Genomic DNA, 15,664 nt, shown 5'->3' on the forward strand with positions numbered 1-15,664 from the left:
ATCAATCAATCAATCAATCAATGCAACCATAAATTAGGAGAAAAAAAATCGAATGACAAAATCCCAAAACGCGGTTGTCAGCACCCCCACAACGATACTAAAACCGATCACCAGATTGACCAATTTGGTATTCAGATGGTATTGCTCGGCAATGATCCCTGAGGTTACCAAGGTTGGCATAGCCGCTTCGAATATACTAATCCGCGCAACAGCGCCCTTTACACCAAGTAGTAAAGCAAATAATAATACCAATGCTGGGGCAAGAATCAATTTATAACTCATCGCTGTACTGATCTGCGAAATCTGTTGTCGCCAGCCATCAAACTTCAACTGTAAACCAATAGAAAATAAGGCCAAGGGTCCAACGGTCGCCACCAGCCTATCAAAAAAAGGCTCGGCAACCGAAAGATCAACCAATTGCGACAGCATTAAGGCTGTTATACAACCGATCAGGGGTGGAAAGCTGACTAACTTTCGAAGCATAAATTTGACATCGATCGCCTCGCCATCTTGGGCATTCGCTCGCAGTGCATTGATAAGTCCAGCTGTAGAAAGTAGAATAAATGTGGTTTGGTCGCAAATAATCGCAATCGGCAACTGGGCTTCGCCAAAATAGGCGATGATCAATGGAAAGCCAATAAAGGACGTATTGCTATAACCAGCGGCCAATTCCAAACTACTGCGCGAACGCTGTTTATAGTTTTTACGCCTACAGTACATTTCCATAAATAACCAACTACCTGCCCAAACGAGGATTGCCGAAAACACCGGAAACAGTAATTGCGATGACCATACAATCTTCGGAATATATTTGAAAGACACCGCTGGAAGGGCAAAATAAAGAATCCAGGTATTGATCCCTTTATGTGCTTCGGAATGAATTAAATTTGTTCGCTTTAACAGCATCCCTGCCGCGATGCAAAATGCAATCATTATAAAATTGACCATGTTTTATTACCATTTTATACGACACAAAGGTGCAATAGTACAGCAGGCAATAACATGTACAAATACATTATTTTTATGTACATTTACGGATATATAATCAGGAGAATAATGCGCAAAAAACAGTTTGAGCCTTTGCGGATCAGTGAATTTATTGAGGATAGCTTTCATTTACCTCCACATGAACAGAATTATTATGAGCTTGTTTATATTCGTTCAGGCAAAGGAACCCATGTGATCAACAGATTTGAACTGAACTATGAACGTGGTGATGTATTCTTAATTAGTCCGGCAGACAAGCATTATTTTAACATTGAAGAAAAGACACATTTTCTGTTTATTTTATTTACAGATACCTACTTCCTGCAGAATAAACGCAATCAAAAGCGCTATGCCTGGATTATGGAGCTGATGAACGACAGGGGATTAAAGGAACGCCAATTGGATATGGACGAGCATTATCGCCTGATTTACACTCATATCCTGGAAGCGGTCCGACTGTATAGTCATACCACAGTCCGCGAGCATTCGGACTGGCTATTTGACCAACTCGTCGCGATCTTTGGGCTCTTCAAAGAAATAGCAGAGACGCAACGTATACCCCAGCAGCATGAACTATATGTTGACCGATCGATTTCGGCTTACATTCATCAGCATATTTTTTCGCCCGAACAACTTCAGGTCAGCCTACTGGCTCAGAAATTCAATATTGCCCCATCCTATTTTGGGACCTACTTTAAGAAGAACTTCGGCAGCAGTTTAAGAGCGTATATCAATACCTACCGGATCGAACTCATCGAGAACAGACTTAAATCCAAAGATTATACCTTGAAACAAATTGCTGCAGAACTCGGATTTACCGACGAGAGCCATCTTTCCCATTTCTACAAACGCGCCCGGGGATTTAGTCCTTTACATTATCGAACTCAGCGGACTAAATAGTAGGCTTTCCAGATAATACACCCTGTATACGCGGAAAAATTGCAATTGAATGGGCTAAATCTTGGGTGGAATGACGCTATAAAACTTCAAGCCCTCAGCTTCAAACTTCTTATACAATACAAGTAAGACATCATTTTTAAAGGCAGAAGCATTGGCAGCAAAATTTACCCAGCCGGAAACACTCAGGTAAATCATCTCAGCACTGATGTCCTGTATACTGATTCCGCTATCTCTATCCTTGATAAAATGGTCACTACTTTCCATAGCGTCTTTGATCCATTGTTTGGCTTGGTCCAAATCTGCTTTCCGATCGATATGGAGAACAAAACTTGTCTTGCTGTATTCTTGGGATAAGGTCCAATTGACAACCCTTCCCGACAGCAAATCACCATTTGGAATAATGACATCTGCACCATCACCTGTTTTTAAAACACTGGCGCGTATACCGATTTCCTTGACGCGCCCTTTTTTGTCGGCAAGCTCAATTTGATCACCAACGCGAAACGGCTTATCAAAAACCAAAATTATGCCCGAGACAAAATTATTGATGATATTCTGCATGCCGAGTCCGATACCAACACTCAATGCGCCAATCACGACCGTAAGTTTGTCCAAACTCATACCCAGGGCCGAGATGGCCATAAAGAAACCGATCAGAATAATGGCCAAGCGAAAGAGCGGAAATAAGGTCATCTTCTGATTATAGACCTGGCTGAGCTGACCGTCTTCACCACCAAGAACGATCAAACTAATATTTTTCTGAAACCAATTGGCCACCAACAGCAGTAAAACCGCTACACCAAGATTTCCTAAGGTAAAAGAGATGCTGCCGATGCTGCGTACTTTTCCGAAGAATGTTTCGCTCAATGCCAATAAACTTTCAATAAACTGTAAGTTATTTGCCAGCACAATGATCGCCAAAAGCACACAGACAATACGCAGAATTTCGGTGATGATAGCCAAGGTGCGCTGCTCGTTGAAACGCATCCAAAAACCGGAAGTCAGCCGATCTTTTTTAAACTGATTGCGGACATCCGCCTTAATCATATCCGAAAAATACTGCAGTGTAAAAGACTGCACCAGCCCCACAGCACAGGCAATACTAAAACTACGTGAATGCTCCACATGCCCGATAATATTCAGTGTAATTGCGGTCACGTTGAGTATAGCAAAAATTACATAAATAAAATTACTGATATAACCCGGACTATCCGCATTCTTTATACGCCGTTTCGTATAACTGACCAATCCTAAAGCAATCAAATTGAAGGCAATACAAACGATACGTAAAAACAGGTCATCGCTTACGATCATATTGACAAATACATCCAGGATATAGAATACAATAAGGATAATGGCAATTTTACGCTGCAATCCACTCATGCGATGCCTGAGCAAAAACATGAAGATTAACATGATGACCAATTGGGAAGCCTGCAAAATGAAACTTGGTGTAAAGAAGTTTACAAAAGGCAACAGTGTCAGGAGAAAAATAATGGTTTTCCCAACGATCGCATCAATCGCAAGTTTATGTTCAGGATCATTTTGCCGAAGGATATAAGACACCCGTACAATCCAGTAGCAATACCCCAATCCCAGTACAATCAACAGGATACGGCTCGCCCAATCTGTCCGATTCACATATTTGTCTATCGACTTATTGTTACTGTAATTACTCCGGATATTATTTAAGATCACATCTTTAGAGATGGCTGCCGTATTGGCTTTCCATATCGAACTTTTAGCGGTCACGGAATCGGCTTTTTTGTTTCCGCTTTTTATTTCGTGAACGGTTTCAATCCGAATCAGATGACGTTGATTTTTAGCTATAAGTTCATCAATCGTCCGATTGATCGCTTCCAGCGAATCTTGTTTTGCAGCTAGTTTAAGCTGCGCATTGTCGAGATATTGATACGCTCTACTGTGATTATTGGCACTGATATCATAGCGGTTGATCAGCGTCTTGATCTGATCTGCTGTCACATTGAGGCTATTGGAATAATTGCTGATACTGCCTTTAATTGACTTCAACTGGCTGATTTCTTCATGGATACTATTTTTTATTAAAGCAATACTATCTTTAGCCGATCCAGCATTCGTTGTCAAGTAGCCATTGGATTTTTCATTCAGCTGCGCGATAAGCTCGGCCATGGAAGCCGTACGAATATTGGATAAAAAGTTTAGATTTACTTTGCGCAGATCATTTCGTAGCTCATTCCGCAGTGAGTCATTTCCAACCCGCGTCGAATCCACATTCGACCGTCTACTTAGGCTGCTATGGCTCGCCGTGCGATCGCCTATCTGATTCTTCCGAACCTGAACGGAGTCCTGTGCAAATCCGTGCAGCTGAAAAGTCAAGAGACTTAAGACAAAAATAAAACGCTTAACAATGCCCAATTTCATACTTCTAATTTTGTTGACTTTCTTTCCTGGCAACAGGTAGTCAAATGCCATGGAAACTACAAATTGCAAAGAAAGGACCAAAGGTTTTTCTCCGACAAAAATAACTTATCTCCTGTTAAAATCGAATAGCATCGGAGAGTTTTAGTTCTTCCAGCCGTTTTATTTTATCATCACGATAAAATAAATTCATCGTCTCAAAAGGAATCAACTTCAAGTCTTTATTGACGATGTGGACACAAGATTTCTTAACAGCACGAACATCAAAATCGTAGGCATCCATAAAATTCATAATGATAATGCGGAAAAGATTGTCGTAATCAAGATCAGGTGCGCACACTTCTGGCAAACAGCAAAGTAACTGGTTTACTTTTGGCTTTACCTTATCCACCGAAATTCCGGTACTAAATATATCCAGCAATTGCATCTGAACACCTTTGTCCTGTTCATAGACAATGGTATTGCGCGATTGGTTATTTAATAAAATAGCCGGATCAATATGCCGGGTCAAGGGTATCCGCTCATCGCCTATCTTCAGGATATAACCCATCGCCAACGCATCAGGATTACAAGGAACAGGAATAATATCATGTGGATCCAATAGGGAATATTGATTCAGAATTTCCTGACGCACCTCGGTCAGTGTCATTTTATGCTGCTGTGCATCGGTCGCATTTCGCCCGGCAATTTCCACCGGTTGAAAAGTTACCCCGCGTACACATCGCTGTTGTAAAGCGTACTCCAAGATTTTACCAATTTCATCATCATTGGTTCCCTTTTCTAAGACCACAACCAATGTTGTACTCAGATTGAGCGCATTTAATTTGTCAATGGCCTTTTTTCGGACATCCGTGAGATCTTTGCCCCGAAACTTTTCGAGCACGGATGGGCGAAAAGAATCAAACTGGAGATAGATTTCAAATTCAGGCGCATAGGTGGCGAGTTGCTCAGCAAAACCAGGATCATTGGCAATTCGGATACCATTCGTATTGAGCATGAGATGCTTAATAGGTTTTGTCTTCGCAATGTCTAAAATCTTAAAAAAATCAGGGTGTATGGTTGGCTCTCCACCGCTGATCTGAACAACATCCGGTTCACCCTCACTTTCGACGATTTTGTCAAACATCTGTTCAATCTCTTCCAGCGAGCGATGTCGTCCGTAGTGGGGCGACGACATGGCGTAACAAGTTGGGCAGGTCAAATTACAACGGTCGGTCACCTCAACAATGGACAGGCAGCTATGCTGCTCGTGATCTACACATAAACCGCAATCGTATGGGCAGCCATAATGTACTTCATTGTCAAATTTCAACGGTGTTTCGGAGGCTTTATTATAATTCCGAATGTTCTTATAATAGTCAACATCCGTCGCAATCAGCGTTTTGAAAAAACCATGATTGGGACAGTTTTTGGTCATAAATACCTGTTCATCCTCGATAATAATCTTGGCACCCACACGCGAAAGGCATGTTGGACATAGGCTAATGGTATAATCGTAGTACGTATAGTTTCTTACTGGCATCGTTCTGATTTCTAGTTCATAAAGGTAAGTCCGCAGGCAAGCCCCCCTGCCAGCATTGCTCCAATTCCGCCCAACAATAATTTAAGCCAGGGATTGACATTAAACTTCGACTCCTTATTACCTGCTTTAATAATCGAGCCGATAATAATAACCAAAAGTGCAATGCCAATCACAATAGCACCTATAGTAAGAAGAAAAAGTCCCAACATCGCGGTACTTTCCGATCCAAATGATCCTTCAAGCAAATACATGATTCCTATTTTTTGATTAAACGTTCATTTTTTAATAAATAAATATAATAAATTATCACCACGATGCAGGTAATTTGTATGGTACTTAGCCCCAAAAGTATAATTGCCCGTGGCTTAATAAAGTCCAAAAGGAAACGAAAACTAAAATAACTAAGCATAAAAAGCTGAAACAACACACCATTTCGATAATTGTATCGTCGTTTAAAAAGTTGGAGCGTTACAAATAAAAGCAGCAAAAATGCGATTTCATACAGCGCAACTGGATGCCGTTTGTAGGCATCGCCCAAGTACATCCCCAATGGAGAGGTAGTGGGAAAACCGTAGGTCTGCTCGAATACACCCGTGTAAAAACATCCTATCCTGCCAATGACAATTGCGGTAATTAAAGGAAAGACCATCCGATCCCCGGTACTTTCTTTTTTACCCATGATCTTTTTCATCCCTTCTACAGCAACCAAACCTCCTGCCAAACCACCGATTATCGTATTATTCACCCAGATGTAGGTCCATTTATGTGTCGCATTGAGCAACTCAGCCGGACGCTCGAGGGACCCGATAATATGCGAGCCGATTAAAGCGCCTAAGCCGGCAGCAATAACAATAAGAAGTGAATTGGTATGCCCTAAACTTTCCTCATCCTTCCACTTGAGCAGTTGGTAATAACGCATCCCTATAAACATCCCCAACCCTTCCATAAAAGGATGTAAGAGAAATGTTTTTCCAAACAAATCTATCGTAACCGGAAATTCAATTAGCACAAGCATAAACAAGTATACGAAAGACGATCAACAAAATGATAAACAAAATTGCTCACCAAGCAGACAGGACGCCAGCATTTAAAAACAAAAAAAGCCAGTCCGAGAAATGGACTGGCTTAAGAATAATTATTTTACGACAGCTATTAAAGCTGATTGCTATACACAAACCGTATTTCCTCACGGAGGTTATAACGCGAAGCCATCACTTCGCCATAGGCGCCTGCAGAACGAATGGCAATTAAGTCGCCACGTTTTGAGACCGGAAGTGGCACTTCCTTACCAAAACAATCTGAAGATTCACAGATCGGTCCAACCACATCATAGTTAATGGATTCTACAGTGTCCACCGCACTGATATTCTCAATTTTATGATAGGCCTGATACAAGGCCGGGCGCATTAATTCAGTCATTCCGGCATCCAATACCAAGAAATTCTTCTTGACACCATTTTTGACATACAAGACACGGCTTACCAAGCTTCCGCATTGCGCAACCAAAGCCCGTCCCAATTCAAAGTGCACTTCTTGCTGTGCTGTACGCTCCAGGAAGCGGTCGAAAATATCAAAATAGGCTTCAAAATCGGGAATTGTATTCCCATCCGGATTTTTATAATCTATCCCCAACCCGCCACCGACATTCAATACACGGATTTGTGTACCGCGTTCTTCAAACCAGTTTTTCCATTCATTGACTTTCACACACAGGCTTTTGAATACGGTCATATCCGTAATCTGTGAACCGACGTGAAAATGAAGACCTACCAATTCAATAGACTCACATTTTTTAAGCACGGCTGCACATTTTTCCAAATCGGCATTGGGCACACCAAATTTGTTTTCATCAAGCCCTGTTGTAATATAATGATGGGTATGTGCATCCACGTTTGGATTGATCCGTAAAGCTACATTCGCTTTTACACCTTTCTTTGAGGCAAGCTCATTGATGACCTCAAGCTCCTGAATGGATTCAACATTAAACGCGAAGATATTTTGATCGAGCGCGTAATTGATTTCCTTATCGGATTTACCAACTCCTGCAAAAGTAACTTTTTTGGAATCAAAGCCACATTCAATGGCTTTCTTCACCTCATTGCCGCTCACACAATCCGCACCAAAGCCGACCGCTTGAATCGCCTTCAATAACTCGTCATTAAAATTGGCCTTTAATGCATAATGAACATGAAATCCCCGTTTGTGCGAAGCAGCATGCGCAGCCTCCAGGGTCTTGTTTAACACATGCAGATCATAATAATAAAACGGCGTTTCTTTCTCTGCAAACTTCGCCGCGATACCTGTATTTATCATATAAAAACCTAATTCTTAAAATAAACGATTGTGCAATGAACGTAATGCTTCAGTTTTATGATCTGAATTCAATAGAATTGACACGTTAAAGTCTGAACCACCATACGAAATCATACGAACTGGAAGGTGTTTTACAGCATCAAGTACGCGAGCGGCATAGCCATGGCTATTCAAACCAAAATCCCCTACAACGCATACAATGGTCTGATCACCATCCACTGTTACTGAACCAAAATCTTCCACTTCTTTGATAATATCCGCCAAATTTGTGGTATCATCAATCGTCAAAGACACCGCCACTTCCGAAGTTGTGATCATATCGATTGGTGTTTTATAACGCTCGAATATTTCAAAGACACGGCGCAGGAAACCGTAGGCAAGTAGCATTCTCGACGAATGGATATGAATTGCTGTGATACCGTCTTTCGCTGCTATAGCACGAATACAACCTTTCTGCGCACCGTCTTTACTGATCAATGTCCCTTTTGCATTGGGTTCCATCGTATTCAACAACCGAACTGGAACGTTATATTTTTGCGCTGGGAACACCGATTGTGGATGTAAGATTTTAGCACCAAAATAAGCCAGCTCCGCTGCTTCATCAAAGCTTAGATGTGCAATCGGTGTGGTTCCTTTGACAACACGGGGATCATTGTTGTGCATCCCGTCGATGTCAGTCCAGATCTGAACTTCCTCGGCACGGATTGCTGCCCCGATCAAGGAAGCCGTATAATCTGAACCTCCACGGCGCAAATTATCAATTTCACCAAAAGAATTACGGCAAATAAAACCTTGCGTGATAAATAGGGTATTTTCTGGACTCTGGGCCAAAATATGGCTTAGCTTTTCGCCAATGTAATCAACCATAGGCTCATTGTCTTCATCAATTTTCATAAAGTCCAGGGCTGGCAAAAGCACGGATTTTACGCCAATTTCATTCAGGTAAAAATGCCATAAAGCGGTAGACATCAATTCGCCTTGTGCTAAAATAACTTTCTCCTCGATGGGTGTAAACAATTCGTTGGCCAAGGTAGAAATCAGGTTAAAATGGTAATCGATCAATTCTTTACCATTTTTATATCCCTGTTCAGTACTGAAAAGTTCTTTAATAAGGTCTTCGTACTTATCCTTATGCTTCTTGACCAACTCTTTAGCTTCGTCCTTCTTACCTGCTGTGTAAGCTTGACCGATTTCAACCAAAGCATTTGTCGTTCCAGCAACTGCGGACAACACGACGATCTGACGTTCAGCAGGGTTTACAATATCCAACAACCCTTTGATACGTGCTGCACTCCCCACGGAAGTACCACCAAATTTTAAAACTTTCATACTGAAGTTACAATTATTAAATTTCTGTGTGCCAATATAGGCAATTCATGAATTTATATTAAAAAAATGCGGCACAAAATCATGAAAGTTTTGTGCCGCATATCTGATATGTTATGCGGAAGAATTACTTCTTCAAGTTTTCGATCAGTAGACCGGCCAATTCTTCGCCGATTCTTTCTTGAGCTTCATTAGTTGCCGCTCCAATATGTGGCGTCAATGAAATTTTCGGATGTTTCAAAATCTCCTCACGTGGAGTAGGTTCGTTGTCGAATACATCTAAACCAGCAAATGCTACCTTGCCCGAATCCAATGCTTTCACCAATTCCAACTCATCAATAACGCCACCTCTAGAAGCATTGACTAAGCCTACACCATCTTTCAATAATGGGAACTCCGCAGCTCCAATCGCTGGTTTATCCAAAAATGGAACGTGTAAAGAGATAAAATCTGAAACTTTCAATAGCTCGTCCATCTCCACTTGTTGAATAGGCACGTCAACCTGGATACCACCTGAAAGTGTTATGGTCAACGCTTTTGGTCCTTCGAACAAATCCGTATAAACCACATCCATCCCTAGACCAATGGCGATTTTGGCAACTTCACGACCGATACGGCCAAATCCAACGATACCGATCGTCTTACCACGAAGCTCCGTACCGGCACCATAAGCTTTTTTAAGGGCGCCAAATTTTGTGTTGCCCTCAACTGGCATTTTTCTGTTGGCATCGTATAAGAAGCGGACACCATTCAATAGGTGAGCAAACACCAGCTCAGCAACGGATAGCGAAGATGCCGCCGGGGTATTGACAACAGCGATGCCTTTTGAACGGGCATATTCTACGTCAATATTATCCATGCCTACTCCACCACGGCCGATAACTTTCAAATTAGGGCAGCCATCAATCAGGGCCTGACGCACTTTAGTTGCGCTACGTACCGTGATTGCGTCATAAGCAAGAAGCTTTTCTGGAAGCTCTTCTTGTGGAATATGCGTTGTATCTACACTATGACCGGCATCTTCCAGCATTTTTTTTCCTAGTGGATCGATACCGTCATTCGCTAATATTTTCATCTTTATAATTCGTTTTTAAAGGTAGCAGTACCATTCAACTCATTGGAAGATCCAATCCCGTGAATACGATACGACCTTTATAATTCGTAATCTAACTAATTATTTATTCGTCAACTGTTAAATTTCAGCAACATGCATGCAGCCTTAGGCTGTATGCGTGTCCTCAAATTCTTTCATGGCATCAATCAACGCATTTACGCTGCTCAATGGTAAAGCATTGTAGATTGAAGCTCTAAATCCACCGACAGAACGGTGACCTTTGATGCCAATCAAATTACGTTCTTTCGCCAAAGCCAAAAATTCAGCTTCCAACTCTGGTGTATCCATCACAAAAGTAACATTCATGCGTGAACGGTCTTCTACAGCAGCAGTACCTTTGAATAATGGGTTGCGATCGATTTCATCGTATAAAGCACGTGCTTTGATGATATTCTCTTGTTCCAATACCGAAACACCGCCTTTTGCTTTTAACCAACGAAGGTTTAACATCGAAACAAAAATCGAATATACCGGTGGTGTATTGTACATTGAACCACCGTTGATATGCAATTGATAATCCAACATCGATGGAAGAATACGTCCTGATTTACCTAAGATATCATCTTTAACAATCACGAGTGTAACACCTGCAGGTCCCATATTTTTTTGAGCACCAGCATAAATCAAATCATAGTCAGCAACGTTGATCTCACGTGAAAAAATATCAGAAGACATGTCAACAACCACTGGCAAAGCGGTTTCGGGTTTATCAAAAACCTCCGTACCGTAAATGGTATTGTTGGCTGTATAATGAAAATATGCCGCATCTGTTGGGATGGCATATCCCTTAGGGATATAGGAATAATTTTTATCAATCGACGAAGCTACAACATCTACTGTACCGAATTTTTTAGCTTCTTTTAATGCTTTTGTAGCCCATACACCCGTATCCAAATAAGCAGCCTTACCGCCTTCAGGTAAAAGATTCAACGGCGCCATTGCAAATTGCAAACTTGCCCCTCCTTGAAGGAAAAGAATCGAATATCCCTGAGGTACTGCCAATAACTCGCGTACTAATTGTGTGGCTTCATCTATCACTGCTTCAAACTCTTTGGAACGGTGAGAGATCTCTAAAATTGATAAACCGGTGTTGTTAAAATCAATTACAGCTTCTGAGGCTTGTTGAAATACTTCCTTTGGCAGAATACATGGACCTGCTCCAAAATTATGTTTCATTGATGTTATAGTTTGTTTGATTGCTATTTTTTAACCCTAGCTAAGCAATCCGTTGTTTAAAAACCAAAGGTAAAATAAAATTATATATTTTTCAACTAATCTGTTTTTTTATTGAAAATTTATAAAATTCTAAATGATTTCAATAAAAAGATCGCACAACAAACAGCTAATTCAATGCAAAAAACATCAAATAAGCAACACTTTCCATGCCATATCTACCTGATTATCTTGCAAATACTCCTTAGCCTTGAGCTGAAGATGGGTATTACGAGAAGATTGATCACCAATAAAGGCATTTAGCAATTCGTAAATTTCAGGGAGACTCGTTATATCATCTACCTCCTGTGGCGTGGGTAAACGGTCGACCTGAGCCAACTTCATTTTTTCGTTCTCCGTAAAAACGGTCGATTCCTTTATAAAAAGTGGCAGCTGATTGTAATCCATAAAAAAGCAGAAATTTTATTCAAATTTCTGCTTAATATCTCAGAAAATAAAATTCTTATATTTTTTCAATAATTCGATCTGCAAATTCGCTTGTTTTGACCAAGGTCGCATCATCCATCAAATTGTAAAAATCCACCGTCACAGTCTTAGCCAATATCGTTTCTCCTAAGGCCTTAACAATTGCCGCCGCCGCTTCGGTCCAGCCGAGGTATTCGAATAGCATAACACCGCTTAAAATAACCGATGAAGGATTCATGGTATTGGTATTTGCAAAGCGAGGTGCAGTACCATGGGTGGCTTCAAAGACAGCGTGCCCGGTTTTAAAATTGATATTAGCACCCGGTGCGATCCCTATACCGCCAACCATTGCTGCCAGCGCATCAGAAATATAATCACCGTTCAGATTCAACGTTGCCACAACAGAAAAATCCCGTGGATTCAGCAGGATCTGCTGTAAAAAGTTGTCGGCAATCATGTCTTTAATCAAAATTTTACCGGAATCTAAGGCCACTTTTTGTTCTTGATTGGCAACCTCCACACCCTTTTCTTCTTTCGTTCGCTCCCACTGTCCCCACGTATAGGTTTTGTCGGCAAATTCCGTTTCAGCAACCTCATAACCCCAAATCTTAAAAGCCCCCTCCGTAAATTTCATGATATTTCCTTTGTGAACAATCGTCACGGAAGGCAAGTTGTGATCAATAGCATGTTCTATTGCTGCACGGACTAATCTTTTGGATCCCTCTTCAGAAACCAGTTTGACACCGACGCCTGTCGTGGCCGAGAAATTGTAATCAATATCAAGCTCATCATGCAAGAAATCCTGGAATCTGTTGGCTTCAGCTGTTCCTGCCTGAAACTCTATTCCAGCATAAATATCTTCGGTATTTTCGCGAAAAATCACCATATCCACATACTCGGGATGTTTGACTGGCGAAGGTACACCCTCAAACCATTTTGTCGGGCGTTGACATACATAGAGATCCAAATCCTTACGCAACGCAACATTCAACGAACGGATTCCCCCGCCTACTGGCGTGGTGAGCGGCCCTTTGATTCCAACCAGGTACTCTTTTAATACATTCAGCGTATCTTTTGGTAGCCATTCGCCTGTTTCGTTGAAAGCTTTCTCACCTGCCAACACCTCCTTCCATGTTATTTTCCGTTGTCCGCCGTACGCTTTCTCCACCGCCTGATCAAAAACACGCACTGCCGCATGCCAGAGGTCAGGACCAATGCCGTCGCCGATAATAAAAGGAATTGTTGGAAAATCTGGAACCTGTAAAGTTCCTTCACTTGACATTGTAATCTTATTTGACATAACCTTCAATTTTAACGGACAATAACTATCCCTTATTAAACATATTTCCGATTTCTTTGCTAATTTTTCTAAAGATTGGTGCAGCTTCAACATCTTCATATTCGTCGATGTGCGCATTTTCCACTCTACTAGGAAACACTAAAACAAGATTTTCGTTTGCATAAATACGATCTAATTTCTTTGCTACTCCATCCAGCGAATCCCGATAGGAAACTTCTCCATTTCTAGCCGACACAAAAATAAACATCGCATCCTCCTCCTTAAACGCTTTAAGGCCCTGTAAATTGTCCCAGTTGTCGTAATGTTTGAATGTGACAGGAACAGAATTTTTCAATTCGACGAGATGTTCTTCAATGGCAGCGGCAGAACGTGTATCAACCACAAAAGTGATGGACAGGGATAATTCCTTGGCAAACTTGACCACCTTCTCCAGCCAGTATTCGAAACCAAATTCCGCCTCGCACATCGGTGGTGCAAAAACGACAATCGACTTATTCGAAATAAAAGGTTTTTTAAAATGACATAACATCACATTAGCCGAGGTTCTATTTAAAATACTTTCCGTTTTCTCCCCGACAAACTTATCCATAAAATTGGCCGCACTTGGCCAGCCCAAAACAATACAATTGGCAGAAACCTCTTTTGCCGACCGCGCAACCCCGCTGGCAATGTTTAAATCTATTGTAGCACTTATATTCACATTTGTTTCACTACCCGAAGCATACCTGACCATATTGTCCAGGTTCTTCCGTGCTTTAGACATGTTTAATTGTGCCTGTTCATTATCTTTCACAACGGACACAATATTGACAGGATAGGAACATTTCTTGCTTTTAATATAGGTTGAAAAATCCAAAATCGGCTCCATATTATCCATATTAGCGATAGAAATCAAGATGTTTTCATCTTTTTCCTTTACCACATCAGTATGTTCTTCGTCCTGTTCGCCATCCATAACCACTTTACGTGAGGCATTTCCCGTCACCACCGTGGCGACAATGCAGGTCACCAAAATCAGCAGAATCGTACCATTAAGCACATTCTCATCGATAATGCCGTTCTTATGTCCAACCATAATAACGGCCAGTGTTGCCGCAGCATGTGCACTACTTAAACCAAATATTAGGTTACGTTGACCACGGCTGTATTTAAAAACAATCTGTGTCAGCCAGGCGGCCACATATTTTCCGACGATAGCCACAACGGTCAGTGTTCCGGCAATAATAAGAGCCTGCGGCCCTTTCAAGATCACGCTGACATCGACAATCATGCCCACAGATATCAAGAAGAAAGGAATAAAAATCGCATTACCGATAAACTCGATCCGGTTCATCAAAGCCGAAGAATGTGGAATCAGTTTATTGAGGGCCAGACCGGCCACGAAAGCCCCAATAATCGGCTCAAGGCCGGCAATTTCCGCTAGAAAGGCCGCAAAAAACACAACCGAGAGAACGAAGATATAATTGGACGTCTTCTCACTCCCCAAGCGCTCAAAAAACCATTTCGCGATCCTCGGAATAACACCAAACATGATAAACAGAAAGATAGCAAAGGAAATCGTCAGGGTAATCCAAAATTCATTACCTATATTTCCCTGAGAAACGCCAGTAATTACAGCAAGAATAATCAGCACGGCCGTATCGGTCAGGATTGTTCCACCGATCGTAATCGCAACAGCCTCCATTTTTGAAATACCATAGCTATTGACGATGGGATAAGAAACCAGCGTATGGGTAGCAAACATGCTTGATATCAACAAACTCGGCAAAACACCGTAACCCAATAAAAAGTGACAAACGGGATAGCCAATACTGATCGGCACGATGAATGTCAAGAAGCCAAAGAGCAAGCTCTTATTTTTTGTCTTTTTAAATTCATTCATGTCCAACTCGAGCCCGGCAATAAACATGATATAGAGCAGGCCTATTGTTGAAAAAAGCGTTATGGCCGAGTTTTTTTCCAGCCAATTTAGTCCATGCGGTCCAATAATAACGCCGGATATAATTAATCCTATAATCCCCGGAACCTTAATCGGTCGCAGTACAATCGGTGATAACAGGATAATAAAAAGTACCAGTGAAAATATAAGTACAGGATTTTGTAAAGGTGCTTCGAAGGCGTGGGAAATATGCTCAAAAGTTTTATTCATATGTGCTTGTATACT

13 protein-coding genes are annotated in these 15,664 nt (G+C 41.4%); 1 reads left to right on the forward strand and 12 read right to left on the reverse strand.

All coding sequences use genetic code 11. From position 1 onward, the window contains the following. Positions 1-33: 33 nt before the first annotated feature. The gene (locus B4Z47_RS17735) at positions 34-948 is read right to left on the reverse strand and encodes an AEC family transporter (protein WP_286727705.1); all 915 of its coding nucleotides are present in this window, start codon (positions 946-948) and stop codon (positions 34-36) included. Between the two features lie 108 nt (positions 949-1,056). On the opposite strand from B4Z47_RS17735, the gene B4Z47_RS17740 reads away from it, so the two are divergent. After that, complete coding sequence (locus B4Z47_RS17740; RefSeq protein ID WP_159332891.1) at positions 1,057-1,887, forward strand: helix-turn-helix domain-containing protein; 831 nt, start codon at positions 1,057-1,059, stop codon at positions 1,885-1,887. A 54-nt stretch (positions 1,888-1,941) separates the two neighbouring features. Here the strand turns inward: B4Z47_RS17740 and B4Z47_RS17745 are convergent, their stop codons facing one another. The 11 genes from B4Z47_RS17745 to B4Z47_RS17795 all read right to left on the reverse strand — a co-directional run bounded on the left by B4Z47_RS17745 (position 1,942) and on the right by B4Z47_RS17795 (position 15,649). Beyond that, positions 1,942-4,341 carry a mechanosensitive ion channel family protein gene (locus tag B4Z47_RS17745; RefSeq protein ID WP_070569701.1) on the reverse strand — a complete coding sequence of 800 codons (2,400 nt, stop codon included), beginning with the start codon at positions 4,339-4,341 and terminating at the stop codon, positions 1,942-1,944. Between the two features lie 64 nt (positions 4,342-4,405). Next, complete coding sequence (locus tag B4Z47_RS17750) at positions 4,406-5,809, reverse strand: radical SAM protein (protein WP_070569699.1); 1,404 nt, start codon at positions 5,807-5,809, stop codon at positions 4,406-4,408. 11 nt (positions 5,810-5,820) lie between these two features. Beyond that, a complete protein-coding gene (locus B4Z47_RS17755; protein ID WP_070569697.1) occupies positions 5,821-6,060 on the reverse strand; it encodes a hypothetical protein in 240 nt (79 codons plus the stop codon). A 5-nt stretch (positions 6,061-6,065) separates the two neighbouring features. Then, positions 6,066-6,824: a prolipoprotein diacylglyceryl transferase gene (locus B4Z47_RS17760; RefSeq protein ID WP_070569694.1), complete on the reverse strand. Its 759-nt coding sequence runs from the start codon at positions 6,822-6,824 to the stop codon at positions 6,066-6,068. Between the two features lie 137 nt (positions 6,825-6,961). Continuing rightward, positions 6,962-8,122: a diaminopimelate decarboxylase gene (lysA, locus tag B4Z47_RS17765; protein ID WP_070569692.1), complete on the reverse strand. Its 1,161-nt coding sequence runs from the start codon at positions 8,120-8,122 to the stop codon at positions 6,962-6,964. Between the two features lie 15 nt (positions 8,123-8,137). Further along, complete coding sequence (locus tag B4Z47_RS17770) at positions 8,138-9,451, reverse strand: aspartate kinase (RefSeq protein ID WP_046675821.1); 1,314 nt, start codon at positions 9,449-9,451, stop codon at positions 8,138-8,140. Between the two features lie 124 nt (positions 9,452-9,575). Then, positions 9,576-10,523, reverse strand: a complete 948-nt coding sequence (locus B4Z47_RS17775) for a D-2-hydroxyacid dehydrogenase (RefSeq protein ID WP_115048054.1) — start codon at positions 10,521-10,523, stop codon at positions 9,576-9,578. Between the two features lie 144 nt (positions 10,524-10,667). After that, complete coding sequence (serC, locus tag B4Z47_RS17780; protein WP_070569687.1) at positions 10,668-11,738, reverse strand: 3-phosphoserine/phosphohydroxythreonine transaminase; 1,071 nt, start codon at positions 11,736-11,738, stop codon at positions 10,668-10,670. Positions 11,739-11,924: 186 nt separating this feature from the next. Continuing rightward, on the reverse strand, positions 11,925-12,182 hold the full coding sequence (locus B4Z47_RS17785; protein WP_070569685.1) for a hypothetical protein: 258 nt from the start codon (positions 12,180-12,182) through the stop codon (positions 11,925-11,927). A 55-nt stretch (positions 12,183-12,237) separates the two neighbouring features. Beyond that, positions 12,238-13,500: an NADP-dependent isocitrate dehydrogenase gene (icd, locus tag B4Z47_RS17790; RefSeq protein WP_070569683.1), complete on the reverse strand. Its 1,263-nt coding sequence runs from the start codon at positions 13,498-13,500 to the stop codon at positions 12,238-12,240. 25 nt (positions 13,501-13,525) lie between these two features. After that, positions 13,526-15,649, reverse strand: a complete 2,124-nt coding sequence (locus B4Z47_RS17795) for a cation:proton antiporter (RefSeq protein WP_115048052.1) — start codon at positions 15,647-15,649, stop codon at positions 13,526-13,528. Positions 15,650-15,664 lie beyond the last annotated feature (15 nt).

Origin of the sequence: Sphingobacterium sp. UBA2610, from assembly GCF_002339225.1 — a bacterium.
Classification (GTDB): Bacteria; Bacteroidota; Bacteroidia; order Sphingobacteriales; family Sphingobacteriaceae; genus Sphingobacterium; species Sphingobacterium multivorum.

Bases quoted from the DNA above. Each gene is read 5' to 3' on its own strand.
- B4Z47_RS17735 (WP_286727705.1), bottom strand. From the start codon at position 948: ATGGTCAATTTTATAATGATTGCATTTTGCATCGCGGCAGGGATGCTG.
- B4Z47_RS17740 (WP_159332891.1), top strand. From the start codon at position 1,057: ATGCGCAAAAAACAGTTTGAGCCTTTGCGGATCAGTGAATTTATTGAG.
- B4Z47_RS17745 (WP_070569701.1), bottom strand. From the start codon at position 4,341: ATGGCATTTGACTACCTGTTGCCAGGAAAGAAAGTCAACAAAATTAGA.
- B4Z47_RS17750 (WP_070569699.1), bottom strand. From the start codon at position 5,809: ATGCCAGTAAGAAACTATACGTACTACGATTATACCATTAGCCTATGT.
- B4Z47_RS17755 (WP_070569697.1), bottom strand. From the start codon at position 6,060: ATGTATTTGCTTGAAGGATCATTTGGATCGGAAAGTACCGCGATGTTG.
- B4Z47_RS17760 (WP_070569694.1), bottom strand. From the start codon at position 6,824: ATGCTTGTGCTAATTGAATTTCCGGTTACGATAGATTTGTTTGGAAAA.
- lysA (WP_070569692.1), bottom strand. From the start codon at position 8,122: ATGATAAATACAGGTATCGCGGCGAAGTTTGCAGAGAAAGAAACGCCG.
- B4Z47_RS17770 (WP_046675821.1), bottom strand. From the start codon at position 9,451: ATGAAAGTTTTAAAATTTGGTGGTACTTCCGTGGGGAGTGCAGCACGT.
- B4Z47_RS17775 (WP_115048054.1), bottom strand. From the start codon at position 10,523: ATGAAAATATTAGCGAATGACGGTATCGATCCACTAGGAAAAAAAATG.
- serC (WP_070569687.1), bottom strand. From the start codon at position 11,738: ATGAAACATAATTTTGGAGCAGGTCCATGTATTCTGCCAAAGGAAGTA.
- B4Z47_RS17785 (WP_070569685.1), bottom strand. From the start codon at position 12,182: ATGGATTACAATCAGCTGCCACTTTTTATAAAGGAATCGACCGTTTTT.
- icd (WP_070569683.1), bottom strand. From the start codon at position 13,500: ATGTCAAATAAGATTACAATGTCAAGTGAAGGAACTTTACAGGTTCCA.
- B4Z47_RS17795 (WP_115048052.1), bottom strand. From the start codon at position 15,649: ATGAATAAAACTTTTGAGCATATTTCCCACGCCTTCGAAGCACCTTTA.